Below are 24,732 nucleotides of genomic sequence, written 5' to 3' on the forward strand. Positions count from 1 at the left end.
CCGGTTCACACAAACCGGAGGCGATTTTTCTGGGGAGGCAGAATTACAAATTGGGTTCGATGCGGCCGCCGGTCGAGCGGGGATCGGGAGGCACTACGACAGGTTTCGGCTCGGCGGTGGGCGCGGGACTGCCAACGGGCGGTGTGCGCGCGGATGATTGGGGCGGTGTCGAGGTATCGAGAATACGGCTTTGCTGACGAACCAGGTCTATTTTGTCGATACGGCTATGGCGGACTTCGATCGAGGCTTGACGCAGATCGCCCAGCGTAAAAGGCTCTTCACGGCTGCCCCATACCCAACGCAGCACGTTGGTGACCTCGTCCGATAGCTGGCTGGTCAGCGCGGACAGATCGGTGGCTTCGATGGGTTTGGCGCGTGTCGCGGCGATATCTCCGGTCACCCAGGCTCGCACGGCGAAAAATACGATCAGCGTCCAGATGACGACGATTCCCCACCATAGGTAAGGATTGACGCGGGTCAGGACCTCAATGACTTGCGGGCCAAAGGCTTGCAGTCCTTCAAAGGAGAGGTCACGTCCGAAATTTAGCAGCCATAAAGCCACTAACAGCCATATGATGGCGGCGACCACCAGCACGCCTGCCCGAATTATCAGGCGAGGCAGCGCTAATTTCAGCAGGGTTTGGCCGATCAGACGGCTATCTTGGCGGATGCGTTCAGGTGAGGTGGCATTCATCATGCAAAATATTGTACCTATGACTCGGCCCGCGTTAGAACTCCGTACTGGTCAACAGTTGACGTTGACCCCCCAACTGCAGCAATCCATTCGATTGTTGCAGCTTTCTACGCTGGATTTGCAAACTGAAATCTCTCAAGCCTTGGCCGACAACCCGATGCTGGAGCGCAATGAGGACCACGTAGAGGCCGAACCCGATGCGCCCGCAGAGCGCGAAACGACGATGGATGACGAGTCTTTGCGCGACTCGGAGCCCCGCGCCGAAGAGATGCCTGGCTCTGGCGGCGTGTATCCCGATGATCGAACCGATGGTCCGGACACGGCGCGCAGCGACACACTGCGTGAGCACTTACTCTCGCAATTAGGGTTGACACGCGCAGCCCGTCGGGACGCGGCACTGGTCATGTTGTTGATCGACGAGCTCGACGAGAATGGCTATTTGGATTCGTCGCTTGACGAGATTCTGACTTGGCTGCCGCCCGAGGCCGAGGCGGATTTGGATGAGTTGCAGGCGGCGTTGGCGCTGTTGCAATCGTTTGATCCGTCGGGCATCGGCGCGCGCGATATGGCGGAATGCCTGGTGTTGCAATTACGCAACCCTGATTTGGAGCGGTTGCGCGAAGCGGCCGATCCGACGGTGCTGGCCTGTGCCCGCCGATTGTGTGCCGATCATTTGTCGCTGTTGGCCGTCGGCAACGTGGCACGATTGCGTGACGCGTTGCATTGTGACGAGGCGACGGCCCGCGCGGCCCATGCGTTGATTCGCAGGCTAGACCCCCGTCCCGGTCGAGCTTGGACGGTGCCTGCCGCCGATTACGCCATCCCCGACGTGATCGTGCGTAAGACGAGCCGGGGATGGCAGGTGGTGCTCAATAGTGCCGCCGTGCCGCGCTTGCAGGTCAATACGCTATATGCCCAGTTGCTGGGCAATCAGCGTGAGGCCAGCCATGCGGGATTGCATGCGCAATTGCAACAGGCCCGCTGGATGATACGCAACGTGGAGCAGCGTTTTGACACGATTCTGCGTGTGTCGCAGGCCATCGTGGCGCATCAGACGGCATTTTTCAGCGAAGGCCCTGCGGCGATGCGACCGCTGATTCTGAAAGACATCGCGAACGAATTGGGCCTACACGAATCCACCATTTCCCGAGCGACGACGCAGAAATTCATGTTGACGCCGTTTGGCACGCTGGAACTTAAGCATTTCTTCGGGGCAGGGGTGGCCACCGAGGGGGGTGACGCGACCTCGGCGACGGCGGTGCAAGCCGTGATTCGCCAAATGGTGGCCGACGAAGACCGGATCAAGCCACTGTCCGATAGCCAGATTACGCAGCGCCTGGCCGATCAGGGCATCGTGATCGCGCGCCGCACTGTGGCCAAGTACCGCGAGGTGCTGCGCATTGCGCCGGCCTCCGTACGCAAAGCTCACGCCGCTCGGTGAGGCGGTGGTGGACGTGGTAGAGGCGCGACTTGCTTTTGCGGGAATAAGTCACGATAATTATTCTCATGTACATTTGCATATGCAACGCTGTCACTGAACGCCAAGTTCACGCCGCCGTAGACGCGGGTGCCACGACGTTGTCCGATTTGCAGTTCGAATTGGGCGTCGCGTCGTGTTGTGGCTGTTGTGCGGAGACGGCTCAGGAATATTTGCCAGGTGGGCGCTGTTCCAGCGTGTGCCAGACGCAATCGGTCACGGTGGAGGTCAATACCTCGGCACCCGTGGTCGGTGGCGCGGGTTCTGCCGCGAATAGCTTCCCTATTCGCCTGGTCGCTGCGGCTTGAGCGTCACCTAGACGCTTTACAAAACCGCCTCTATTGGGTGTCATCAAATCGGCGCCCTGCTTCGTCCTGCATGGATGTTGCTATTTCACAACATCACAATGTTGACGCGCAGACGGTCAATTTACGCGTGCGTATCGGTGCAATTTAGCCACTGATGCGGGTTTTTCCGGGTAGATTTTCCCTATTGACTTGCTGCAACGCTATGCATGGCGTTACCGGGTCTGGGGGCCATCCAAAACGCATACTCATTCTCATTTTGTTGTCGCTTTCAGATCGCGCTTGCAAAGCTATTCATCAAATGCGGCGCGGCCCTAGCGGTATGCCCGTGCGCAGTGTTAGCCTGCGGTCGTTGCTACGCGATTAGGCGTATGCAGGGGCGCGGGCGCCGCGCCCCGGGGATCGTAAGGAGTTCATCATGAAAGGCGATAAAACCGTCATCCAGTTTCTGAACAAGCAACTGACCAACGAGCTAACGGCCATCAATCAGTATTTTCTGCATGCCCGTATCTTGAGGCATTGGGGCCTGAACAAGCTGGGCAAGCACGAATATGAAGAATCCATCGGCGAAATGAAGCATGCCGATCGCTTGATCGATCGCATCTTGATGCTGGACGGACTGCCTAATCTGCAAGATCTGCACAAGTTGCTGATTGGTGAAAACGTGCCCGAGTTGCTGGCCTGTGACCTGAAGGTCGAGCAAGGCGCTCAAGCTACCGTGAAAGAAGCGATGGCCTATTGCGAATCGGTGCGCGACTACGTGTCGCGGGACCTGTTCCAGGACATTTTGGACGATACCGAAGAGCACATCGACTATCTGGAAACCCAGATCGAGTTGATCGATAAAGTCGGCCTGCAAAACTATCTGCAAAGCCAGATGGAAGTGGATAGCTGATAACTGTCAGCGCGCTGCACGTTGCGCGATAAAGAGCCCGTTTATACCTCCCGGTATGTACGGGCTCTATGCATTGGCCGGATGCAGTGTGTCCCGGTTAGCGGCCAGGAGCGACGTTTCAGCGTCGGGAGGCCTGACTGGGGGACGCGTTGGCGCTGTGACTGCTCAGGGCTTGACGATGTGCCAGACGTCCTTGACGTTGTCGCCGGTCTTGTCTCCCGGCTTGCTGTCTTTGACGAACAAATACAAGGGCTTGCCCTTGTAGGCCCACTGTTTGGTACCGTCGTCGCGGGTGATGATGCTTAGGTCGCCCTTTGTTTGGGCATCGGCGGAGGCCGTCACGGGCGGCCAGGCTTTGGCGCACTGGTCATAGCAGGCGCTCTTGCCGTCAGCGTCCTTGTCGAAGGTATAGAGCGTCATGCCGGCGTTGTCGACCAGCATGCCATCCTGGGTTTTGACGTCCTGGGCGTGGGCGCTGATTGAGAACAGGGCGGCGCAGGAAACGAACAGAGTTGCGGCGATTCGAGTGTGCATGGCGTGCCTTTCAGTGTAGGAAAACGGGAACAACTCACTAGAGACGCTCCAGCATTCACTTTATTCCGTTTCTGATAAAAATCTGCAAAAAAAATGGGCTGCCCCGTGCGGGACGGCCCATTTTCAGTGGCGGTCGTATCCGTTGTTTTATCGTGAATCAGCTCACGGTATGCCAGCGAACTGTGTTGGACGCGTTACTGGCGTGGCGGGCATTCCGCGATGGTGCCCCATCCGCGATTCGGGCCACAGTATTTGTTACGCGCGTTCCACGAGCAGGTGGGGCGCTGGAAAAAACCCTCATTGGCGCATTGCGCCAATTCGCGCTTGAGCGCGGCTTGCCAGTTGCCTGCGACTGCGCCGCCCTGGGGCGTGGCACCGGGTGCGGTGTTGGCTGCTGTCACGGCGTAGTCTTGTTGGCCAGGAGGCGGTGGCACGGTGGTCGTGGGCGGCAGCGCCTGCAGATCCAGAGTCGTGACATCCGATGCACCAGACGGTAGCGGTACCCGAGAGGCTGCCGCTAATTCGCGCGCTTCGTCGACGCTGATGTTGTCGCGCGAAATTTGTACGGAGGGGTCGGTCGTGGTCTCGAACAAGGACACGGTCGAGATCTCCCAGCTTTTTCCACCGGGTTTGTCAGGCACGCCCAGGCTGCCATCAACCCGGGGCTGAGGCGGCTGTGCCACATAGGGACGGCCGTCGGCGTCCAGGATGGGTTCTTGAGAGGCCAAGGCTTCTTGTCCTGGCGCAGCGGAGGCCTTGGGTGCGTGCGCCACCAGCCAATCACCCAGTTGGATTCCTGCCCATGCCGCGGCACCCACTGCCAGCAGAAGCGTCGCGAATAATACTCGCCAAGACATTGCTACCCTCATTTTTGCGGCGACCCGCCCAGATTAGGCGTGGCTCCCGAAAACCTGGCCGCCGTGCTCGCGCATGGCGTGGAACTTTACATCCGGATACAGGTCTTCGGCCACGCGCAACTGCGCAGGCGAACTAATCAAAAAAGCCGCCGCATCTACGACATCATAGGCGATGTGTGCTGCGTTGGCATCCATGAACTTGCGCAGCGCCCGTGGATTCTCGGACGTAATCCAGCGCGCCATGTTGTAGCGCGACGGCATCATCCGGGCCTCGACGCCGTATTCGGTCTTGAGGCGGTGCGCGACGACTTCGAATTGCAGTTGCCCAATTGCGCCCAACAGGAGCGTGCCCCCTGACTCCGGGCGAAAGACTTGAATCGCGCCCTCTTCGCCCAGCTGTGTCAGGCCGATACGCAATTGTTTGATGCGCAAAGGATCTTTGACTTCGACGGCCTGAAAGAGTTCGGGAGCAAAGAATGGCAGGCCTGTAAACTGTAGGCTCTCGCCCTCGGTGAGCACATCGCCCAAGTGCAGTACGCCGTGGTTGGGAATACCGATCACGTCGCCCGCGTAGGCTTCGTCCAGCAGCTCGCGACGCTGGGACAGGAATGACACGACGTTGTTCGGGCGCATCTCTTTGTTCGTGCGCACGACTTTCAGGCGCATGCCGCGCTCAAATCGCCCGGAACTGACACGCACGAAGGCCACGCGGTCACGGTGGGCAGGATCCATGTTGGCCTGCACCTTGAATACGACGCCGGTGAATTTGGGCTCTTCGGGCTCGACCAGACGCTCCAGCGCCTGGCGCGCGCCCGGCGCTGGGGCTTGTTCTACCAGAGCGTCGAGGACTTCCTGGACGCCAAAGTTGTTAATCGCCGAACCGAAAAATACCGGTGTTTGTTTGCCCGCCAAAAAGGCCTCGCGGTCGAAGGCGGGGGCGGCTTCCTGGATGAGCTCGATTTCGCCGTTGGCTTGCTCGAATGCCGAGCCGAATCGCTTGGTGATTTCGGGGTTGGACAAGCCGTTGATGAAATCGTTGTCGTCGGATCGACGTTCTTGGCCGGGACGGAAAACGCGCATGCGGTCGCGGCGGATATCGAATACGCCGCCAAAGGCCTTGCCCATGCCCACTGGCCACGAGAAGGGCACGGCGTCCATGCCCAGGTGCCCCTCGATTTCGGAGAGCAGTTCGAGGGGCTCGCGGACTTCGCGGTCCATCTTGTTGATAAACGTAATGATGGGCGTATTGCGTGCGCGACAGACCTGCAGCAGGCGAATGGTTTGCGGTTCGACCCCATTTGCCGCGTCAATGACCATCAGGGCGGCATCGACCGCTGTCAGCACGCGATAAGTGTCTTCGGAGAAGTCCTGGTGACCCGGGGTGTCCAGCAGATTGATGACGCAATCGCGGTATTCCATCTGCATGACCGAGGAGGCGACTGAAATCCCGCGTTGTTTTTCGATCTCCATCCAGTCAGATGAGGCGTGGCGCGACGCTTTGCGTGCCTTGACGCTACCCGCGATCTGAATGGCACCTGCGAACAACAGTAGCTTTTCGGTCAGCGTGGTTTTGCCGGCGTCCGGGTGGGAAATGATGGCGAAGGTACGTCGCCGGGCGACTTCTTGGGAAATATTCATGGTTGATGCAATTTTACTGACGCAAATCGTACGCCGCTCGCCGGCCCCGTGATAAAGGCTTCGTTACGGTTAACGACGAAAAGTGGCCAGGAACGTGCCCGCCAAAATGAATAGAGAGCCAAAAATGCGGTTCATCCAGCGGATGTGGTGGGCGCTGCGCAGCAAACGCAATACCTTGGCCGCCAGCAAGGTATAGATCCCCATGGCGACAGTGTCGGTAAGCACCAGCGTGCCAGCCAACGTCAGGTATTGCAGTGTCAGCGGTGCGGCGGGGTTCACGAACTGAGGCACCACGGCCAGTAGGAATACGGTACCTTTGGGATTCAGCAGATTGATCAGAATGCCGCGCATGACCAGTTCGCGTATCGAAAAGTCGGCCGGGTTGCCGGTATCGACTGCGACTGGCGAGGCATCCGTGCGGAACTGGCGCACACCCAGATAGATCAGGTAGGCCACTCCGAAATACTTCACGACGGAAAACGCGATTTCGGAGGTGGCCAGCACGGCGCCCAAGCCCACCGCGACGATCAGGAACTGGGCCATGATCCCGATGATCAAGCCCAGTGTGTTCCAGTACCCGCGGGCAAAGCCGTACTTTAGCCCCGAGGTCATGGCTGAAATGGCGCCCGCGCCCGGCGAGAATGAAATGGCCCATGCAGCCACAAAAAAGGTCAGCCAGGTCGAGAGCGTCATGATGGTCGCTTATAGGCAGGATGCCGCGGGTGAGTGGAACGGAGTACGAATATTACTTGCCCAGCAGCGCCGCGCGGGGAGCGCCCGCAGGACGATTTGATCCTGCAGGACGACCGGCGCCTGCGGGACGACCTGACGGACGGCCGTTACCCTCGGCGCTGCGAGGCGATTGCGCCTGCCCACGATCCGGCCGATGACCATTGGCCGGGCGGTCGCCACGAGCGGCAGGCGTTTGGCGCGGTCCTTGGCCGGGGCGGCTTGGACGGTGCTCTGCGTTGCCGCCACCATTGCGATTGCCGCCTCGGGGCGCGCCCTGGCGACGAGGCTGACGGTTGTCTTCGTCGCGTTCACCGCGCTCGTAGGTCGCGGCACTGTTGCCGGCCGGCGGTGTCCAGCCTTCGACAGGCCGACGCTCGATGGTTTTGCCGATCACGCGCTCAATGCCCTTGAGGAGCTTGATTTCGCTGCTGTCGACCAACGAGACAGCCGCGCCTGTTGCGCCGGCACGGCCGGTACGGCCAATGCGGTGCACGTAGTCTTCGGGGACGTTGGGCAGCTCAAAGTTCACGACTTGGGGCAATTGGTCGATATCCAGGCCGCGTGCGGCGATATCGGTCGCGACCAGCACGGCGACCTTGCCGTCCTTGAAGCCGGCCAGGGCACGGGTGCGTGCGGCCTGGCTCTTGTTGCCGTGGATCGCGGCGGCGGTCAGGCCGTCTTTCACGAGCTTTTCGGCCAACCGGTTGGCGCCGTGTTTGGTGCGGGTGAATACCAGGACCTGGTGCCAGCCGCTTTCACGGATGATGTGGCTGATCAAGTCGCGTTTGTTGTGCTGTTCGATCAGGTGAACGGTCTGCGTGACCAGTTCGGTGGCCGTGTTGCGCGGGGTGACCGAGACTTCGCCCGGGTTATTCAGCACGCCGCGCGCCAGGCTGCGGATCTCGTCCGAGAAGGTGGCCGAGAACAGCAGGTTCTGGCGCTGTTTGGGCAGCAAGGCCAGCACTTTGCGGATGTCGCGGATAAAGCCCATATCCAGCATGCGATCGGCTTCGTCCAACACCAGAATCTCGACGCCAGACAGATCGACGGTTTTTTGCCCGCAATGATCCAGCAAACGGCCAGGCGTGGCCACCAGAATGTCTACTGGTTTTCTGAGTGCACTGATCTGCGGGTTGATGTTGACCCCGCCGAACATCACCATCGACGTCAGGGGCGTGTGCTTGCCGTAGGTTTGCACTGATTCGGCGACCTGGGCGGTGAGTTCACGCGTGGGGGTCATGATCAGGCAGCGCGGCCGGCCCGGCTTTTTCAGCGCGGGCGTATTTTGCATCAACAGATGCAGGATGGGCAGCGTAAAACCGGCGGTCTTGCCGGTACCGGTCTGCGCGGCGGCCAGCAGATCACCGCCCTTGAGGACTTGGGGGATCGCTTGCGCCTGAATGGGGGTGGGCGCGGTATAGCCGGTCTCGGCAATGGCGCGCAAAAGGGGATCGGCCAGCCCGAGGTCGGCAAAAGAAACAGTGGCAGTCAAAACAACTCCAGCGGCAGCCTGTCGCTCAAGTTGAGAGACTCCAATCAAGGCATACGGGTGAGGAGATAAAGGAATGGCCCCGCGTTAGGGTGGGGCCAAGCGTGGCAGGGATACGCCAACGAATGTGCGCTGATTGGCTAAGCACACGACAAGCATTGTAGCTCAAGGCCACGCTACGCCAAGTAACAAGCGATAGGGGGCGTTACACAGTGTGCTGGGCAAAGTGGACCTGACCTGCTGTAATGACGGCGTTGAATGGACTGCATGGTGGCGCGCCGCCGCTGTTTGTGCCGTTTTGTCGTGTTTATAGAAAAGGAACGAGGACACAATGACAATATCCCGTTGGTTGGGGCTTTCTTGGCTGGCGCTGGTTGCCGCCTTGTTATCGGGCTGCGGTTACAACAGCATTCAGGCTGCAGATGAGCAGGTCAAGGCCGCCTGGTCCGAAGTGTTGAACCAATACCAGCGGCGCGCCGATCTGGTACCGCAGTTGGTCAAGTCGGTCGATGCCTATATGACACACGAGCGTGAGGTCCTGACCCAGGTTACCGAGGCGCGCAGCAAAGTAGGCACCATACAGATCACGGCGGATCAATTGGAAGACCCGGCGATGCTGGAGCGCTTTCAACAGGCGCAAAGCCAGTTGAGTTCTGCGTTGTCGCGCCTGATTGCCGTGTCGGAAAACTATCCACAGCTCAAGGCCGATGGCTTGTTCCGCGATTTGCAGACCCAACTCGAGGGAACGGAAAACCGCATTTCTGTCGCGCGCGGCCGCTACGTGCAGTCGGTACAGGCCTACAACGTGCTGGTGCGCCAGTTCCCCGCTGTGATCACGGCCAAGGTACTGGGTTATGCGCCCAAGGCCAATTTCGGCGTCGAAAACGAGGCAACGATTTCGCGCCCACCAGAAATTCGCTTCAGCAACGATGCGTCGAATTCCGCACCCGCTCCTACACCTGCGCCGGCCCCGACGCCCGCGCCTGCGCAGTAAGCCCGTGATAACGAGCTCGGTGTCGTTGCGTATCGTCACGCGGAAAATGTCGTTGTCGTTGATGCGGTTGTCAGTCGCTCGTATCGGTCAGTGGCTGGGAGGCGTGGCGATGTGCGGCATGCTGGCCAGCGTGCCAGTGGGGGCGCAGCCCCTGCCCACGCCGGTGCAGCGTGATTCGGTGCCGTCTGTCGTCATGCCGTGGCCGTCGNCGCCCAGTGCGACGACAGGCGCAGGGACGAAGACGGGCTCTGCAACGACGACGACGCCAACAACAACACCGAGCGCTACACCGACTGCAACGCCGCCGGCCGCAACGCCGAGCGACGCGATCAGCGCCGTGCCGACGTTGCAGGCACGTGTTACCGACATGACGGGCACATTGGACGCGGCTCGCCGCCAGGCGCTGGAGCAACAACTGGCGGCATTGGAGCAACGCAAAGGCGCGCAGGTTGCCGTGTTGATCGTTCCCACGACGGGACCGGACACGATTGAGCAGTTTGCGACGCGTGTCTTTGACGCCTGGAAACTGGGACGCAAAGGGACCGATGACGGCGTGTTGTTGATCGTGGCCAAAGACGATCACACCTTGCGTATCGAAGTCGGCTATGGCCTGGAAGGCGCGATTACCGATGCGCTGTCGGGTCGCATCATTCGCGAGCAAATCGTGCCGCGCTTCCGGGAAGGTGACTATGCCGGCGGTGTCGAAGCCGGTGTGACGGCGATCCAGAAACTGATTGATGGCGAGGCCCTGCCCCCCCCTGCTAAACGGTCCGATGGCGCGCAGTCCGACTTCCTCAATGAGTTGGGCACCGATGCGGTCTTGCCCCTGGCAATGGGGCTTATTGTCTTGATACTCGGCGCATCGTCGCTATTTGCTGGCGTGGGTGCGGCGGTGATCGCCTGGATGATGTTTGGGACAATGACGGCCGTCATTGTCGGCGGCATCGCTGGCTTTGCCCTGAGCGGGTTGCTGGGCGTGTTAGGGATCAAGACGCTCATTCGAAAATGGCTCGGCCGCGGCGGTGGTGGTGGAGGTGGGTTTGGCGGGGGATTTGGCGGTGGCCGTGGCGGTTTCGGCGGAGGGCGTCGCGGAGGCGGATTTGGTGGCGGGTTTGGCGGCGGCGGCGGTCGCAGTGGCGGGGGCGGCGCGTCCGGTCGTTGGTAGGCGGATGCCACCGTCGCGCCTCGTATGACGCAGCGGGTGAGGCATCAGGCGCAAGCGGCCACGCGCAAGACGTCAACCGCAGGAATCAACTGCGAGACTAACCGCCAGACGCCGACTGAAACATCAACCGAAAGACATCAATCACCTTAAACTGCGGTCGACTCGATCTCGAGTCCTTTGCGTGACATCAGCTGCAGTTGTGGCATGAGGCCCAGCAAGTGTTGGGTGTATTCGTGTTGTGGGGTATTGAAGAGCGTTTCCGTCTCGCCGACTTCCAGCAATTCGCCGTGGCGCATTACCCCGACGCGATCACACATCTGTCGTATGACGGGCAGATCGTGGCTGATGAACAGCATGGTCAGGCCCAACTGCTCTTGCAGGTCTTTCAGCAGATTCAGAATCTGCGCCTGGATAGACACGTCCAATGCCGACGTGGGCTCGTCACAGATCAAAAAACGCGGTCGAGTCGCGAGCGCACGGGCGATGCAGATACGTTGGCGCTGCCCCCCTGAAAACTCATGGGGATAGCGGCGAGCGGCGGCCGCGCCCAGCCCGACTACGTCGAGCAAGTCGGACACAATGCCGCGCGTCTGGTCCTCGCTGTCGGCCAGCTTATGAAAGCGGATAGGCTCGGCAACGATGTCCAACACCCGCATGCGGGGATTGAGCGATGAAAAGGGATCCTGGAACACCATCTGAATTTGACGACGAAAGGCGTTCATACGCTTGTCGTCTTTCAGGGTGGTGAGATTGGTGCCATTGAATACTACTGACCCGCTACTGGGTGTGTACAGGCCGCTGATCAAGCGCGCCATGGTCGATTTGCCCGAGCCCGATTCACCCACCAGGCCAAAGACTTCGCCCTGCGAGATCGAGAGATTGACGTGTTTGACGGCATCCAGCGTGCGCCGATTGCGCGCCAGAAAGGCGTTCTTCAGGATAAAGCGCATGCCAATATCCTGCACTTGCACCAGGGGGCCGCCGGCGTTCTCACCGAAATCACGGCGCTGCCCCAGCCAGTGTGTCGCGATATCCATGGGCTTGGTGGGTGTCCTGACGTCCTCGATATAGGTGACCAGCGGAAAGCGATGCAGTTTGATATCCGGCCGCGGAACGGCGGAAATCAGGCTACGTGTGTAGGCGTGGTCGGGATTGCCCAAAATCTTGGCGGTGGGACCTTGCTCGACCAGTTTGCCGCGATAGAGCACGGCCACGCGATCGGTGATATCGGCGATCACCCCCATATCGTGTGTGATGATGATCATGCCGACTTGTTTTTCTCTACACAGCTTGCGCAGCAGATCCAGGATTTGCGCCTGGATCGAGACATCCAGTGCAGTGGTGGGCTCGTCGGCAATGATGATTTCGGGTTCGCAGCAGAGCGCCAGCGCAATCACCACACGCTGGCGCATGCCGCCAGAGAACTGATGAGGATATTGTTTGACCCGCAAATCGGGCTGGTCGATGCCGACTTGTTCGAGTAGTTCAACGGCGCGCTGTTGAGCCTGGGCATGGCTGAGATCCAGATGCACCAGCATGGTTTCCACCAACTGGCTTTCCACGGTTTGCAGCGGATCGAGCGAGGTCAGCGGATCCTGGAAGATCATCCCGATGCGGCGCCCGCGGACTTTGCGTTTGTCGGGCTCAGGCAAGTTGTCGATACGCTGGGCATCGAGATGGATTTCCCCATCCGCCAAGCGGCCTGGGAATTCGAGCAAACCGATCACCGCGTTGCCGATGGTGGATTTGCCGGCGCCCGATTCGCCGACCACACCCAGAATCTCACCGCGATCCAGCTTGAGCGAGACGCCCTCCACTGCCACCAGCGTGCCACGCCGGCTGGCGAATTCGATTCGCATGTTGGCTATATCGAGTAATGCCATGACAGTCCTTCAGCGCAGCTTGGGATTGAGTGCGTCGCGTAGCCAGTCACCGAGCAGGTTGACCGACAGCACCAGAGCGACCAGGGCAATCCCCGGGAAGATAGAAATCCACCACATGCCCGAAAACAGGTAACTGTTGCCGATGCGGATCAGGGTGCCCAACGAGGGCGAGGTGGACGGTACGCCGACTCCCAAGAATGACAACGTGGCCTCGGTAATGATGGCGATCGCCAGATGGATGGTGGCGATCACGAGGACGGGTCCCATGACATTGGGCAAGATATGCCGGCGCAAAATCGTTAAAGGACCAATGCCTATCAGTTTGGCCGCTTGCACGTATTCCTTGTTGCGCTCGATCATGGTCGAGCCGCGCACGGTGCGCGCATATTGCACCCAACCCGAGATACCAATGGCGAAGATCAACACATACAGGGCCAGTTGATCATGCATGTCGCGTGGCAAGAGGCCACGCGCGACGCCATCGATCAGCAGTGCGATCAAAATCGCCGGAAACGATAACTGCACATCCGCGATACGCATGATGATGCTGTCGACGCGACCACCGATGTAGCCGCTAATGAGCCCCAGCGACACGCCCAACACCATTGAAAACAGTACCGACGCAAAGCCGACAAAGAGTGAGACTCGCGATCCATATAAGATGGCTGACAGAATGTCGCGGCCCTGGTCATCCGTGCCCAGTACGAAGTCTGCGCTGCCGTCAGGATGCCAGACAGGCGGGGTATTGGCATCCATGATGTTCAGCGATGCCAGGTCGAAGGGATTGTGCGGCGCGATGAGGGGGGAGCACAGGGCGCCCACGACGATGGCCAGCGTGACGATGGCCGATATCACGGCGCTGGGTGTGCGCTTGAAGCTATACCAAAGGTCGCTGTCTGCCGCGCGGGTAAACAGAGGAGCCAGGCGGGCAATCATGGATGTTCCTTCACTTGCTTTGCACGCGCAGGCGCGGGTCGACAACGACATACAAGATGTCGACAATGAGATTGATCAAGACAAAGAAGAACGCAGTGAGCACCAGGTAGGCGGACATCACCGGAATATCAACGGTGCCGATCGCTTGAATGAACAGCAAGCCCATGCCAGGCCACTGAAACACCGTTTCGGTGATGATTGAAAAGGCGATGATGGAGCCTAATTGCAAACCCGTGATGGTGATGACGGGCACCAGGGTGTTCTTGAGCGCATGGCGAAAATTGATCAACCGCTGAGGCAAGCCGCGCGCGCGGGCAAACTTGATAAAGTCAGCGCGCATGATCTCCAGCATTTCCGCGCGTACCAGTCGCATGATCAGCGTCATCTGAAACAGCGCGAGCGTGATGGATGGCAGAATCAGCGCGGCCAGTCCGGATGGCGTGAGCAAGCCGGTGGTCCATCCGCCGATGGAAATGACCTCGCCGCGTCCGAAACTGGGTAGCCAGCGCAACTGCACGCTGAACACCAGGATGAGCAGGATGCCAATCAAAAAAGTGGGTAATGAGATACCTGCGAGCGATAGCGCCATAAAAGCGCGCGACAGCACCCCATGGCGTCGCAATGCGGTGTAGATGCCCATGGGAATGCCAAAGGCGAGCGCCATCAGAGCCGAGACGAATGACAACTCCAGGGTCGCCGGCAGACGTTGTTCGATCAGATCGCTGACCGGTTGTCGCTGGCGATAGGAAATCCCGAAATTGCCCTGTGCGGCATTGACGACAAAGCGCGCATATTGCACGATGAATGGATCGTTTAGCCCCAAGCTTTCGCGTAGCTCGGCGCGCTGGGCTTCAGTGGTGTCTTGTCCCACCATGCTGACGATGGGATCCCCGACGTAGCGGAACATGGCAAACGCAATCAGCGCAACGGTCAGCATGACCAGGAGCGATTGCAGTAAGCGTTTCCCGATAAAAGCAAGCATGGAAGGCTTCCGTGAGAGCAACCGGATAGGCAGGATACGGGGATCGCGGGCGGATGGCTCCGTCCGCGATCCTCGCCGGGGCTGGCGTTTTAAGGCATTACGACGTTGCGCAAGTCCAGTACATCGTCAGGACGTTGCACGACTTCCAGTTTGTCCTTGATACCCCAGGACATGGGCTGTTGATGCAGCGGCAGGTAGCCATAGTCTTTGCGCACGATCTCAAAGGCTTCTTTGATCATGGCATCGCGTTTGGCCTGATCGGTTTCCACGCCGATCTTGGCGGTGAGCTCATCGACCTTGGGATTGCAATAGCCGCCCAAGTTGAACTGGCCGGCCGCGGTCTTGGCGTCGCGGCACGAGGTCAGGTTCAACAGGACGTTGTGGGCATCGGTCGAGCTCGGTGTCCAACCGAGCATATACATGCTGGTGTCGTTGCCGGCCTGCAGCAGGATCTTGCCAAAATACTTTGATTTCGTCTGCGCGAGCAGATTGATCTTGATCCCGATACGTGCCAGCATGCCGGCAACGGCTTGGCAAATTTTTTCATCGTTGACATAGCGGTCGTTGGGGCAATCCAGCGTGACACTGAAGCCGTCCGCATAGCCGGCTTCGGCCATCAGTTTTTTGGCCTTTTCGGGATCAGGCTTGTACGGCGCGCCGTACGAGTCGTCATAGCCGTTGACCGCCGTGGCGACGAGCGAACCCAGGGGCTTGGCGGCACCACGCATGATTTTCTTATTGATGGCTTCGATGTCTACCGCCAGGACGACGGCCTCGCGGACACGCGCGTCTTTAAAGGGATTTTTGCCCTTGACGCTGGAGTACAGGAGTTCGTCGCGGTGTTGATCCATCCCGATGAAGACCGTACGCGCTTCCGGTTCGGTCAGCGGTTTGACGCCGGGAGCGTCTTCCAGGCGTTTCCAGTCCTGCACCGGCACTGGCTGCACGATGTCCATCTCACCCGAGATCAATGCCGCGACGCGCGTGGCTTCTTGCGTGATGGGCTGGAAGATGACTTCGTCGACGTTGGTCTTGATGTTTTTGTCCCAATAGCCATCGTAGCGTTTGAGGACAGTTTTCACGTCGGGCTGACGCTCCGTCAGCATGAAGGGCCCGGTGCCGTTGGCATGCAGATTGGCGTAGTTGCCCTGGTTATCACCCTTGACGTTGGTCGCCTCGGTGGTCTTGTTTTTCTCGGACCACGATTTGCTCATGATGTAGAGAAAGGTCCACTCGCGCGGCAGAATCGGATTGGGTGTCGGGGTGATGACTTCGATGGTGTGGTCATCGATCTTTTTGATCTCGGAGGCTTTGGAACCATAGGCCTTCATGTCCGAGCCGGGGGTCTGGCTGCGTTTCCAGGAGAAGATCACATCGTCGGCGGTAAAGGGGGAGCCGTCATGGAACTTGACGTTTTTGCGCAGCTTGAAGATCCATTTCGTCGGCTCGGGGTTTTCCCAGCTCTCCGCCAGTAGCGGAACCAGCTTCATGTCTCCGTCGTAGCCCGCGAGGGTCTCGTAGATGTTGCCTTGAAAACCGAGCGTGAAGGTTTCGTTCAAGGCCATGGGATCCATCGAGGTCGCATCGCCCTGATAGGCCCATCGTAGGGTTTTGGCCTGTACCGTGCCGGCCAGTGTTGCGGCGCAAATGGCCAGCGCCAGCGCCGAATGCTTGAGAAGTGGTTTGATAAGCATAGCCCTTTGTGCTCCGTGTTGTGCGCGGATTGCGCGACAGAAGTGAGGGCCCCCGCCCCTATAGGTTGATTCAGGCCGGGGGCTCGGCGTCTTGCTAACTACGATGTGAGGGCGCGCGGTAGGCGGCGGACGACGGCGTGCGCAAAGGGGGGCGCAACATTAACGGCGATCACTGCATCGGACGGCGAGCTCACGATAGACCTGACCTCAGGTGATTCTGTTTCCTGGCCCAGGATAGGTGTGCCAAGGCATGTCGAATCTTATAGATGCAATGCTTTAAGCGTCAACCGTTTGAGCTTGGGGTTAGTACGTGGTTGCGATCAGTGAAAAACACTGTTTGTACGGCGCTTAAGATGTGCTGTCTGGCGTTGCCAGGGCACGGGCCAGATCGGCCACGACGCGCTTGCGGCGTTCGTCGTCCTCGTGCCCTTTGCCGAGGGCGGACCATTCGGGGCGGCTGCGGGCTTCTTTTAGTGCGTCGGGTAGCCGGCCGGAGCGCCAGGCTTGGTCGGCGGGCTGGTTCAGGCGCACGGGGTCACGCGCGGCATGACCCCGGTGCTCCAGTGCGTCAATCAACTGACGTTGTCGCAACGCTAAAAGACGCAGCACCGCATCGTCCACCGTGATTTCACGATAGCCGCGCAGTTTTCCCAGGATGCGTCCGCCCAAGCGCTCTGCGCCTTGCCACAGGCCGCCGGCGGTCGCGCCGATCAGCATGCCGGTGCCCAGGCTGAGTCCCGCACTGAGCATATCGACGGCGGCGCCCGCCATAGCGCCCGCGGCCATGCCGGTGCCAAGTTTAATTCCCATGTCTTTCAGGGCTTGAGGGTGAAACAGGTCCATTCCCCAGCGCGTATCCGTCAGCGGCAGGTCATCCTCGGCGTAATCGTCGCGGCGAAAGTTGTACAGCGCCAGCAAGGCATCCACGCAGGCTTGTTCGCGATTGCGGACCTGCTCGCGTAGGGTGGCGGCGTGCGTTTGCAAGGCGTCGTCATCGGCCGGGCTCGCCAGGCGCAGCGCCGCCACATCCACCAACAGATTAGCGACTAACTGCCAGGCGGCCTGATTGCGCTCGTTGCGTTGGCGTGCCAACGCGTCGGAAAGGCGGCGCAAGGTCTCTGCATGACGATCCAGCAGGACGGCTAATTTGCCATATAGCTGACGTTCACCATCGAGCGGGGGCGCGATGGTGTCGAACTCCAGCGCCGCATGTAATCCCAAGCGTGCCATGGCATCGCGCCATTCATCGGCACGATGCGCCGGTGCATTGACGAAATTCAATACTGGCAGCAAGGGGCGGCCGCAGGCGGCCAGCAACGCCAATTCGTCACGATGTTTACTGAGCACCGGGTCGCGGGCGTCAATGACATAAAGGGCCGCATCGCAGTCCAGCATTTTGGTGAGCACCCGTGCTTCCTGCTCATAGCGTCGATGCGCTTCCGGAGAGTCCAAAAAGCGCCGAATACGGCCGGGCCCGTCCCGGCGAGACGCCGGATCATCGAGTCGCTCCAGGTATTCCAGCAAGGCAATGCTGTCTTCCATGCCGGGCGTATCGAACCATTCGAGCACGGGCTTGCCGTCTAGTTTCAGGCGCGCGCCTTCGACATGGCGTGTGGTTCCCGGGCTGTCGGCTACGTCGCCAAAGCCGCTATTGCGTGTCAGGGTGCGCAGCAAGGATGTCTTGCCGGTATTGGTGTGCCCGACGACGGCGATTTTCAGCATCGAGTCAGCCATGGCCCGTCTCCAGCCAGCGCAGGGGTTGGTCGGCGTCGCGCAAAATGTCTGTCGCCGCCATGCCCGCGGCGGTCAAGCGGTCTTGCCAGGTTTGAAGGCGCTCGGGCGACGGAGCCGGATCGCTGCCCGCGCAGAGCCAGACGCGTGCTTGCCCGGCCTTGTCGGCCAGGGCGGCGATGAGGCCCAATGTTCCGCGATCAGGCGTTTGCCGGGCGTCACACGCAATCAGCAACCGCGGCGTCGTAGCCAGCGCCAGTGCATCCAGTAAACGATTGCGTTGTTGGCGCGAGTCCAGGTTGCCGCCGTCGTACACGCCGTCCGGGAGATCGGTGGGTGGCCATGCCAGATCGCCAGGCAATTCCAGACCGACCAATAGCGGCTGATTGTTTAGTTGATCCAGGGCGCCCTGGTCAATCAGTCGGCCCGCATTGACGTGTGGCTGATGCAGCGGGTCGACGGGGCGGTCGATGCCGCTGGATTGCACGACGGGCAGTAGGCGGTCGCGCAACGCGGCGTAGCCCGGCAAGGCCGGATCGATTTGCAAGCGGCGCTGCGCACGGACGGTTTGTATCAGGCAAAGCAACCAGACGAGAAGCCGGGGCAACACACCATATATTGCGATGACGCCGATCAACCAGACAGACCATTGTGCTTGCGCGATAGCGGGCAGGGGCTGGCTATTGTCGCTGGCGCGCACGATCTCCTCGGCGGGAATAGCGAAACCGAATTGCGCGGGCAGCCAACCGAGTGCGCGCGTCAGAAAAACGAACGTGTCCGGTTGCAATAACGTGGTCGCCCAGACGAAGCGGTAACTGGCGGTCGACAGCATGACCAGCAGGGTAACGAGGGCGGCGAGCAGGCCGGCCAGCCACAGCGAGTGGCTGATCCCGCCGAACAGCCAGCGCAAGGCCCCCGCGCGTGCCAACAGATTCATCAGGGCTTGCGGGACCAGGGCGGCATCGGGCCCGCGTGCAAATTTGCGCGTCGCCCATAGCCACAAGCTTCCCAGACCGGTGGCGTGGCTCGGTCGCACCAGAAAGGAGGCCAGCCACAGTACAAACGTCAGCAGATGCAGCCCCAACAGCGCCCCGATGGCCCACAGCACATTGACGGGGCGTGCCCCGTCGCCCAAGGCGCCTGCTGCCGAGCCTACGCCGGCCAGTACGGCAATTAGCAGTAACAGCAACAAACTGATGAAGGCGCCTTGGCGCCAGCGCACGATCAGTTCGGTGAGACCCTCACGGTGGCCCAGCAAATGGGCGCGCTGCACAATGCGGCCTTGGAGGGTGTCAGGCCCATTGCGTGCCTGGCGTATGGCGTCGGCATCCTCGAGGGGACCCCAATGCTCTTCGCGCAGGCGTATGGTCTCGGCCAACCAGTGAGCTTGCCAGGCAGGAGATGTCTGGGGGGCCGTCATTGCGGCGGCACGAGGCACCATTAACGATTGGTAGGCGTTGCGTCGGTGTTTTCTGACGTTCCAAACCAGTTTTGCAGCTTGTCGCTAGCCTGTTGTTTGACGTCGTCATTGATGTAGTACGCCACCGTGGCGAGCGCCGCTGTCATGATGCTCAGGTCATCGGTGTAGCCCACTAGCGGCGCCAAGTCCGGGATGGCATCCAGCGGCAACACAAAATAGCCCAGCGCACCGTAGATGACCCGGCGCGCCCACTTGGGTGTGTCGGGATTTTTTACGGAGTAGTACAGCCACAGGGCTTTTTCCAGGGCTTGTCGGCCTGCGGCTGACGCATGACGCGTCGCCTTGCGCCAAAAGCGCTGGTCAGAATAAGCCTTTTCGTAAGTCGGTTGAGCGATAGACATAGTGGGTCAGGGTCAGAGCCCAGTCTTTCTAGATAACGGCCCATTGTAGACGCCAACGCGTTCCTGCTCGGCCTTGTGTCGTGGATACCCATGTTTACGAGTTGGTTTTCTCTAAATAGAAATACATTTAGTTTCAATTTTAGTGGGGGCGGTCAGTCACGCAGGCGCGACGCAGCTTTCAATGATCTAGAACACTATTATGCTAGCGTCACCTGATCTCGCACATATGCCCCCAACGCCAGCGCGGAAGTGAGTCCGGGAGATTCGATGCCGAAGAGGTTTACCAATCCTTGGGCACCGTGATGGCTGGCGTCTTCGATGCGGAAATCCTCGGCGCCGGAATGCAGCGGTGCGTCTGGCCCGGCAAGTCGCGGCCGGATGCCGGTATAGCCGGGTTGCAATGTCCCGTCACGAAGGTTCGGGTAATAGCGCCGGATACCCGCATAGAATAGCGCTTCGCGCTCGTCGCCAAAATGGTAGTCGACCTCGTCTATCCATTCCAGATCCGGGCCGAATCGGCACTGTCCTGCCAGATCCAGTGTCACATGTACGCGCATGGTGGCTTCCCGAGTCACGGGATAAACCAGGTGACGGAACGGCGACGCTCCACTCATCGTGTAGTAGCGACCTCGTGCATAGTGGATGCGCGGCACGTGACGTTTGTCCAGGTTCTTCAAGCTGGCTGCGACCCGTGCGGCGTACAGGCCCGCACTGTTGACGACGTGCGCGCACTGGATTTCCGTTTGTTGCGCACCGCCTAGGCGCAGTACGATGCCGTCGGATGTGATTTCGCCGCCCAGTACCGGGCTGTTGGCGATCAGCATTGCGCCGGCATTTTCCGCGTCACCCAGCAACGCCAGCATCAGGCCATGGCTGTCGACGATGCCTGTCGACGGCGAGAGAACTGCGCCGGACGCGAGAACTTCTGGTTCCAGGTCGGCCAGTTCGTGCTGGTCGATCATGCGCAAGTCGCCAACGCCGGCATCTCGCGCGCGTTTGACATAGTCTTGCAGGCCGGCGAGGTCACCCGTCTCGGTGGCAACGATGAGTTTGCCAACGCGCGCGTGGCCGATGCCGCGTTCGGCGCAGTATTGGTACAGAGCATTCTTGCCCTGTACGCATAGCCGGGCTTTTAGCGAAGTCGCCGGGTACGATATGCCGGCATGGATGACTTCGGAATTACGCGCGCTGGTCTGGGTGCCGAACGTCTGCTCGGCCTCGAGAATGACGACTTCACGGCCCGCCAGCGCGAGCTCGCGCGCGATCGCCAGACCCACGACGCCGGCACCGATGACGGCGCAATCGAAATGATGCATGTGCGGACCTGTTGGCGTTATCGGGCGCCGATGGGCAGGTCTTGGCCCATGCCGCGGTTGCGCGCCAGTTCAAGAATGCGCGCGCCGGCATAGATATCCTGCAACGCCATGCCATGTGACTCGAACAGGATGATCTGATCGTCGCGCGTCCTGCCGGGACGCAGGCCGGTCAACACCTGCCCCAAGCTGGCCAGGTTCTCCCAATAGATCAAACCGTTTTCGTAGGCGCTCAATAGGTCGCCTGATTCATGCTGCGCGACTTGTACCGAATCGGCCACGATCAGGTCGGCGCGTCGTACGGTCTGGGTATCTATTTCGCGGCGGTCGAGTGCATTGGACCCAACAGCTACCACGCATTGACCGGGCTCAAGCCAGTGTCCGTCGAACAAGGGCTCGCTACTGCGTGTGATCGTCAGGATGATGTCCGAGCCGTTAACGGTCTCTTCGCGCGACTGTGCGGGCCGGACGTTGACACCGGTCGCTTTCGCCATTTTGGTGCAGAACGCATGCACGCGCTGCATATCACGTCCGAAAACCTTGACTTCCTTTAGTGCGTGGGCCGCGCAAGCGGCTTCGAGCTGTGTCTGCGCATGGCGTCCCGATCCGAACAGTCCCAGTACGCGGGAGTCCTGGCGAGCCAGCGCGCGTAACGCTATGGCGGTGGCTGCGCCAGTCCGTATTTGTCCCAGCCAGTCGGACTGGATGATGGCCTCGAGATTACCCTGGTTCATGTTGATCAAGTGCAGCAGCGAGGTTCGCGATTTATCGGGCTGGATGTAATACGCCTTGTAGCCGATGAAATTGAGTTCAGGCGCCGCGGCTTGCAGAATATGCAAGTGACCGCCAGGTTGTCGCGTACGCACGCGCGGCACGTCGAACGCCTGGCCTTGCGCGTGTGCCGTGAACGCACGTTCGACTTGCTCCATGGCGTCCTGCATGGTCAGTAGTTGGCGGACGTCGTCTTCTGATAAATATCGAATCATGATTTGATTTCCTGTGTGCCGGTCGGTGCAATACCTGTCAGCAGGCAAGAGCCATGTTGCAGCGGTTCGCACACACCGATAGTACGAAGCGCGTTCCACATCATGGCCGCCGCGCTCGATATCACCGGCTTGCCCAGATCCTGTTCCAGTTTGTCGAGCACGGCAATCGTGGGCATGCCGACGCCACTTAGAAACACGGCCTGTGCGTCGGCGCAGTCGGTCTGACGCGCCAACTGGTAGGCGCGCTCGGGAGTTTCGTCGTAGATATTTTTCACGCCGGGCAGTATGCCGTGCGCGACGACCTGCAGCCCGTGTGCTTCCAGATGAGCCTTGCCCAGGGCCGTGACTTGTTCGTTGTACGGTGTAGCGTAAGCGACGCGTCGTACTCCCAGGTGCGCCAGGGCGGCCACGACACTGCCGAATGCCGTGATGAACGGGATGCGGTGTTCGCGCTGCATGCGATCGATCAGGGTGGCTTCGCCGTCCTTGCCCAACGTATAGCTGGTCGCGGTGTGCGCCATCACCATGACGCCGGGCTTGACCATGGCCAGCAAGGCGGCGTTTTCGTCCAGATGAGCGATCTGCGCACGGTTGCGTTCTTCTTGCCCTTCGTGCGCGCCCGTGTTGCCATGCGCGACCATGCGGGTGAAGTGCAGCGACACGCCTGCTGGCGTCAATTGCATCATTTCAGGTTCGACAGTCGGGTTGCCGGGTGGCACCAGAAAGCCGATGCGTCCTCGCCATCCCATCATGATGTTTGCTCCTTGATAAAGCGGGCCGTCAACGTCGCGCAGGTATCTGGATGCGTGGCGGCAATGTGATATGAATCGGCGGACAGCTCGACCAGCTTTGCGTCGGGTACGCGCGCGAGCCATCTACGGATTTCGTCGAGCGACGGTTGTTGATTGAACTGGCTGGATGGTCCGGGTTGTACCGGCGCGATGACTTGGGTGGGACACCGTATCTGTTCGAGTGCTCTCGGTTCTTGCGACGCCGCGATCAGTTGGAAGCAGGCCCTGACGGTTATGGCCGAGGTGTTGGCCATGTATTGTGTCCACCACGCCAGTCCCTCGGAAGGCAGTGCACCACCCATGCGGCCCGGCATAGTGGCGCGTGCCCAGCCCTCGACTCCCTCTTCGTCGAGCAGTTGATTCCATTGTCCCAACCACTTGCTCAATGCAGCCGCTGGGGAAATCAGCACACCGGCCAACGTCAGCGAGGCCATCCATGGCACTTGGCGCTGGGCGAGCTCCAGCGCGACCTGAGCACCCAACTTGGCACCCACGACATGGACGCGTTCAAGGCGCAACTCGGTGGCCAGTTGCTGAACGTCGTCGGCCAAACTGGCCACCGAAAGCGTTTCGTGTGCTTGCAGTGCGGCGGATTGGCCGTGCCCTCGTAAATCCGGTCGGATGACGCGGTACTGGCGAGCCAGATGCGGCACCCAGCCATTGAATGCCGCTGCCGATTCGGCGATACCATGCAGCAGCATGACGTGCGGTGCGTTGAGCCAACCGTCGGAAAAATCATCCAGCTGATAGGCCAAGCAGGTGTTGCTGGCAGCAGTGTCGAGGCGAGCACGCATGAATCGGATTCCTTATTGCTTTTCCATGTTGCTGGCCTCGATGACCTTTTGCCATTTGGTGATTTCTTTTTTGAGCAGCACATCCAGATCGGCGGCCGGCAGTCCGCGTGGCACGATACTTTGTTGTTCCATCTGGGCGATTACCTTCGGATCTTTTGCCGCCGTCGTAAAGGCTTGCTGCAGTTTGGATACGATGTCGGCCGGCAACCCCGCGGGCCCGAGAACACCTATCCAATACGATGTTTCGTAATCGGGATAACCAGATTCGGCGATGGTAGGTTTGTCGGGCAACTCGGCGGCGCGCTCCGTACTGGTGACCGCCAGGACTTTCAGGCGACCGTCTTCCACCATGGCGCGCGACGTCGCATAGGCCTCGATCTTGACGTCAACTCGGCCCGCTACCAGATCGGCTTTCGCAGGGCCCGTTCCCTGATAGGGCACGTGGACCAAGGACAGATTGGCATCATTGGCGAACATGGCCATGGACAGATGGGGCCAACTGCCGACGCCGGCCGATGAGTACGTCACTTTGCCCGGATTGGCTTTAGCGTAGGCAATGAATTGCTCGAACGTATCGTAGGGTTTTTGGGCTTGCGCCAGGAAAACGCCGGGGTGGTCGGCCAGCAGTGCGATGGGCGTGAAGTCTTTGAGCGTATCGTAGGGTAGGTCTTTTCTGAGCGATTCGTTGACGGCAAAGCCGGTTTGCCCGACGAGCAAGGTGTAGCCATCGGGCGCGGCCTTGGCCACGAAGTTACTGCCCACCACACTGCCCGCACCGGGTTTGTTTTCCACGATGATGGGCTGGCCCAGCAATTGCTGGGCGCGTTCGGCGACCGCGCGCGCGACCACGGTTGTCGATCCGCCCGGTGCAAAGGGCACCACTAGCACAATCGGTTTATCGGGATACGCGGCATGAGCCCCAGTGGCCGCGGCACATGCGATGGCCGCCAAGCTTGCTGAAAGGATGCGGATAGGATTCATGATTCATTCCTGTCGTGGTAGTTGTGGGGAGGGAATCATC

General features: G+C 60.1%; 24 protein-coding genes. 6 read left to right on the top strand and 18 right to left on the bottom strand.

What is annotated here, in order from left to right; all coding sequences use genetic code 11:
• Nucleotides 1-43: 43 nt before the first annotated feature.
• Nucleotides 44-697, bottom strand: coding sequence for a hypothetical protein (locus ACNAZS_RS06120; protein WP_415787272.1), 654 nt, complete (start codon nucleotides 695-697; stop codon nucleotides 44-46).
• Nucleotides 698-713: 16 nt separating this feature from the next.
• Between ACNAZS_RS06120 and rpoN the strand changes: the two genes are divergently transcribed.
• From rpoN to bfr, 3 genes are all read left to right on the top strand, one after another.
• On the top strand, nucleotides 714-2,135 hold the full coding sequence (gene rpoN / locus ACNAZS_RS06125; RefSeq protein WP_460475474.1) for an RNA polymerase factor sigma-54: 1,422 nt from the start codon (nucleotides 714-716) through the stop codon (nucleotides 2,133-2,135).
• A gap of 65 nt (nucleotides 2,136-2,200) precedes the next feature.
• The gene (locus ACNAZS_RS06130) at nucleotides 2,201-2,479 is read left to right on the top strand and encodes a (2Fe-2S)-binding protein (RefSeq protein ID WP_415787276.1); all 279 of its coding nucleotides are present in this window, start codon (nucleotides 2,201-2,203) and stop codon (nucleotides 2,477-2,479) included.
• Between the two features lie 415 nt (nucleotides 2,480-2,894).
• On the top strand, nucleotides 2,895-3,371 hold the full coding sequence (gene bfr, locus ACNAZS_RS06135) for a bacterioferritin (protein ID WP_415787278.1): 477 nt from the start codon (nucleotides 2,895-2,897) through the stop codon (nucleotides 3,369-3,371).
• Nucleotides 3,372-3,536: 165 nt separating this feature from the next.
• On the opposite strand, the gene ACNAZS_RS06140 is transcribed toward bfr, so the two are convergent.
• The 5 genes from ACNAZS_RS06140 to ACNAZS_RS06160 form a co-directional block, all read right to left on the bottom strand.
• On the bottom strand, nucleotides 3,537-3,905 hold the full coding sequence (locus ACNAZS_RS06140; protein ID WP_415787280.1) for a COG4315 family predicted lipoprotein: 369 nt from the start codon (nucleotides 3,903-3,905) through the stop codon (nucleotides 3,537-3,539).
• Nucleotides 3,906-4,099: 194 nt separating this feature from the next.
• Complete coding sequence (locus tag ACNAZS_RS06145) at nucleotides 4,100-4,774, bottom strand: hypothetical protein (RefSeq protein WP_415787282.1); 675 nt, start codon at nucleotides 4,772-4,774, stop codon at nucleotides 4,100-4,102.
• A 21-nt stretch (nucleotides 4,775-4,795) separates the two neighbouring features.
• Entirely contained in the window at nucleotides 4,796-6,400 is a 1,605-nt protein-coding gene (locus ACNAZS_RS06150; RefSeq protein ID WP_415787284.1) for a peptide chain release factor 3, read from the bottom strand.
• A gap of 69 nt (nucleotides 6,401-6,469) precedes the next feature.
• Nucleotides 6,470-7,093, bottom strand: a complete 624-nt coding sequence (locus ACNAZS_RS06155; RefSeq protein ID WP_415787286.1) for a LysE family transporter — start codon at nucleotides 7,091-7,093, stop codon at nucleotides 6,470-6,472.
• Nucleotides 7,094-7,145: 52 nt separating this feature from the next.
• Complete coding sequence (locus tag ACNAZS_RS06160) at nucleotides 7,146-8,624, bottom strand: DEAD/DEAH box helicase (protein WP_415787288.1); 1,479 nt, start codon at nucleotides 8,622-8,624, stop codon at nucleotides 7,146-7,148.
• 328 nt (nucleotides 8,625-8,952) lie between these two features.
• On the opposite strand from ACNAZS_RS06160, the gene ACNAZS_RS06165 reads away from it, so the two are divergent.
• The 3 genes from ACNAZS_RS06165 (at nucleotide 8,953) to ACNAZS_RS06175 (ending at nucleotide 10,780) form a co-directional block, all read left to right on the top strand.
• Nucleotides 8,953-9,615 carry a LemA family protein gene (locus ACNAZS_RS06165; protein ID WP_415787290.1) on the top strand — a complete coding sequence of 221 codons (663 nt, stop codon included), beginning with the start codon at nucleotides 8,953-8,955 and terminating at the stop codon, nucleotides 9,613-9,615.
• 4 nt (nucleotides 9,616-9,619) lie between these two features.
• On the top strand, nucleotides 9,620-9,823 hold a 204-nt coding region (locus ACNAZS_RS06170), incomplete at its 3' end, for a hypothetical protein (RefSeq protein ID WP_415787292.1).
• 159 nt (nucleotides 9,824-9,982) lie between these two features.
• On the top strand, nucleotides 9,983-10,780 hold the full coding sequence (locus ACNAZS_RS06175) for a TPM domain-containing protein (protein ID WP_415787294.1): 798 nt from the start codon (nucleotides 9,983-9,985) through the stop codon (nucleotides 10,778-10,780).
• A 146-nt stretch (nucleotides 10,781-10,926) separates the two neighbouring features.
• Here ACNAZS_RS06175 and ACNAZS_RS06180 read toward each other — a convergent pair whose 3' ends face one another.
• The 12 genes from ACNAZS_RS06180 to ACNAZS_RS06235 all read right to left on the bottom strand — a co-directional run bounded on the left by ACNAZS_RS06180 (nucleotide 10,927) and on the right by ACNAZS_RS06235 (nucleotide 24,692).
• Nucleotides 10,927-12,663, bottom strand: coding sequence for a dipeptide ABC transporter ATP-binding protein (locus ACNAZS_RS06180; protein WP_415787296.1), 1,737 nt, complete (start codon nucleotides 12,661-12,663; stop codon nucleotides 10,927-10,929).
• Between the two features lie 9 nt (nucleotides 12,664-12,672).
• A complete protein-coding gene (locus tag ACNAZS_RS06185) occupies nucleotides 12,673-13,599 on the bottom strand; it encodes an ABC transporter permease (protein WP_415787298.1) in 927 nt (308 codons plus the stop codon).
• 10 nt (nucleotides 13,600-13,609) lie between these two features.
• The gene (locus ACNAZS_RS06190) at nucleotides 13,610-14,581 is read right to left on the bottom strand and encodes an ABC transporter permease (protein WP_415787300.1); all 972 of its coding nucleotides are present in this window, start codon (nucleotides 14,579-14,581) and stop codon (nucleotides 13,610-13,612) included.
• An 89-nt stretch (nucleotides 14,582-14,670) separates the two neighbouring features.
• On the bottom strand, nucleotides 14,671-16,275 hold the full coding sequence (locus ACNAZS_RS06195; protein ID WP_415787302.1) for an ABC transporter substrate-binding protein: 1,605 nt from the start codon (nucleotides 16,273-16,275) through the stop codon (nucleotides 14,671-14,673).
• A gap of 348 nt (nucleotides 16,276-16,623) precedes the next feature.
• Complete coding sequence (locus ACNAZS_RS06200; RefSeq protein WP_415787304.1) at nucleotides 16,624-18,009, bottom strand: GTPase/DUF3482 domain-containing protein; 1,386 nt, start codon at nucleotides 18,007-18,009, stop codon at nucleotides 16,624-16,626.
• Nucleotides 18,002-19,426: a DUF2868 domain-containing protein gene (locus ACNAZS_RS06205; RefSeq protein ID WP_415787306.1), complete on the bottom strand. Its 1,425-nt coding sequence runs from the start codon at nucleotides 19,424-19,426 to the stop codon at nucleotides 18,002-18,004. Before ACNAZS_RS06205 ends, ACNAZS_RS06200 begins: the two co-directional genes overlap by 8 nt.
• A 20-nt stretch (nucleotides 19,427-19,446) precedes the next feature.
• Complete coding sequence (locus tag ACNAZS_RS06210) at nucleotides 19,447-19,827, bottom strand: YkvA family protein (RefSeq protein ID WP_415787308.1); 381 nt, start codon at nucleotides 19,825-19,827, stop codon at nucleotides 19,447-19,449.
• Between the two features lie 197 nt (nucleotides 19,828-20,024).
• On the bottom strand, nucleotides 20,025-21,143 hold the full coding sequence (locus tag ACNAZS_RS06215) for an NAD(P)/FAD-dependent oxidoreductase (protein WP_415787310.1): 1,119 nt from the start codon (nucleotides 21,141-21,143) through the stop codon (nucleotides 20,025-20,027).
• A 17-nt stretch (nucleotides 21,144-21,160) separates the two neighbouring features.
• Nucleotides 21,161-22,126, bottom strand: coding sequence for an ornithine cyclodeaminase family protein (locus ACNAZS_RS06220; RefSeq protein WP_415787312.1), 966 nt, complete (start codon nucleotides 22,124-22,126; stop codon nucleotides 21,161-21,163).
• Entirely contained in the window at nucleotides 22,123-22,878 is a 756-nt protein-coding gene (locus ACNAZS_RS06225) for a maleate cis-trans isomerase family protein (protein WP_415787314.1), read from the bottom strand. Before ACNAZS_RS06225 ends, ACNAZS_RS06220 begins: the two co-directional genes overlap by 4 nt.
• Complete coding sequence (locus ACNAZS_RS06230; protein WP_415787316.1) at nucleotides 22,875-23,711, bottom strand: alpha/beta fold hydrolase; 837 nt, start codon at nucleotides 23,709-23,711, stop codon at nucleotides 22,875-22,877. The genes ACNAZS_RS06225 and ACNAZS_RS06230 overlap by 4 nt, the downstream gene beginning before the upstream one ends.
• 12 nt (nucleotides 23,712-23,723) lie before the next feature.
• Nucleotides 23,724-24,692: a Bug family tripartite tricarboxylate transporter substrate binding protein gene (locus tag ACNAZS_RS06235; RefSeq protein ID WP_415787318.1), complete on the bottom strand. Its 969-nt coding sequence runs from the start codon at nucleotides 24,690-24,692 to the stop codon at nucleotides 23,724-23,726.
• Nucleotides 24,693-24,732 lie beyond the last annotated feature (40 nt).

Origin of the sequence: Bordetella tumulicola (assembly GCF_965138755.1) — a bacterium.
GTDB lineage: Bacteria > Pseudomonadota > Gammaproteobacteria > Burkholderiales > Burkholderiaceae_B > Bordetella_A > Bordetella_A tumulicola.

Bases quoted from the DNA above. Each gene is read 5' to 3' on its own strand.
- ACNAZS_RS06120 (WP_415787272.1), bottom strand. From the start codon at position 697: ATGATGAATGCCACCTCACCTGAACGCATCCGCCAAGATAGCCGTCTG.
- rpoN (WP_460475474.1), top strand. From the start codon at position 714: ATGACTCGGCCCGCGTTAGAACTCCGTACTGGTCAACAGTTGACGTTG.
- ACNAZS_RS06130 (WP_415787276.1), top strand. From the start codon at position 2,201: ATGTACATTTGCATATGCAACGCTGTCACTGAACGCCAAGTTCACGCC.
- bfr (WP_415787278.1), top strand. From the start codon at position 2,895: ATGAAAGGCGATAAAACCGTCATCCAGTTTCTGAACAAGCAACTGACC.
- ACNAZS_RS06140 (WP_415787280.1), bottom strand. From the start codon at position 3,905: ATGCACACTCGAATCGCCGCAACTCTGTTCGTTTCCTGCGCCGCCCTG.
- ACNAZS_RS06145 (WP_415787282.1), bottom strand. From the start codon at position 4,774: ATGAGGGTAGCAATGTCTTGGCGAGTATTATTCGCGACGCTTCTGCTG.
- ACNAZS_RS06150 (WP_415787284.1), bottom strand. From the start codon at position 6,400: ATGAATATTTCCCAAGAAGTCGCCCGGCGACGTACCTTCGCCATCATT.
- ACNAZS_RS06155 (WP_415787286.1), bottom strand. From the start codon at position 7,093: ATGACGCTCTCGACCTGGCTGACCTTTTTTGTGGCTGCATGGGCCATT.
- ACNAZS_RS06165 (WP_415787290.1), top strand. From the start codon at position 8,953: ATGACAATATCCCGTTGGTTGGGGCTTTCTTGGCTGGCGCTGGTTGCC.
- ACNAZS_RS06175 (WP_415787294.1), top strand. From the start codon at position 9,983: ATGACGGGCACATTGGACGCGGCTCGCCGCCAGGCGCTGGAGCAACAA.
- ACNAZS_RS06180 (WP_415787296.1), bottom strand. From the start codon at position 12,663: ATGGCATTACTCGATATAGCCAACATGCGAATCGAATTCGCCAGCCGG.
- ACNAZS_RS06185 (WP_415787298.1), bottom strand. From the start codon at position 13,599: ATGATTGCCCGCCTGGCTCCTCTGTTTACCCGCGCGGCAGACAGCGAC.
- ACNAZS_RS06190 (WP_415787300.1), bottom strand. From the start codon at position 14,581: ATGCTTGCTTTTATCGGGAAACGCTTACTGCAATCGCTCCTGGTCATG.
- ACNAZS_RS06195 (WP_415787302.1), bottom strand. From the start codon at position 16,275: ATGCTTATCAAACCACTTCTCAAGCATTCGGCGCTGGCGCTGGCCATT.
- ACNAZS_RS06200 (WP_415787304.1), bottom strand. From the start codon at position 18,009: ATGGCTGACTCGATGCTGAAAATCGCCGTCGTCGGGCACACCAATACC.
- ACNAZS_RS06205 (WP_415787306.1), bottom strand. From the start codon at position 19,426: ATGACGGCCCCCCAGACATCTCCTGCCTGGCAAGCTCACTGGTTGGCC.
- ACNAZS_RS06210 (WP_415787308.1), bottom strand. From the start codon at position 19,827: ATGTCTATCGCTCAACCGACTTACGAAAAGGCTTATTCTGACCAGCGC.
- ACNAZS_RS06215 (WP_415787310.1), bottom strand. From the start codon at position 21,143: ATGCATCATTTCGATTGCGCCGTCATCGGTGCCGGCGTCGTGGGTCTG.
- ACNAZS_RS06220 (WP_415787312.1), bottom strand. From the start codon at position 22,126: ATGATTCGATATTTATCAGAAGACGACGTCCGCCAACTACTGACCATG.
- ACNAZS_RS06225 (WP_415787314.1), bottom strand. From the start codon at position 22,878: ATGATGGGATGGCGAGGACGCATCGGCTTTCTGGTGCCACCCGGCAAC.
- ACNAZS_RS06230 (WP_415787316.1), bottom strand. From the start codon at position 23,711: ATGCGTGCTCGCCTCGACACTGCTGCCAGCAACACCTGCTTGGCCTAT.
- ACNAZS_RS06235 (WP_415787318.1), bottom strand. From the start codon at position 24,692: ATGAATCCTATCCGCATCCTTTCAGCAAGCTTGGCGGCCATCGCATGT.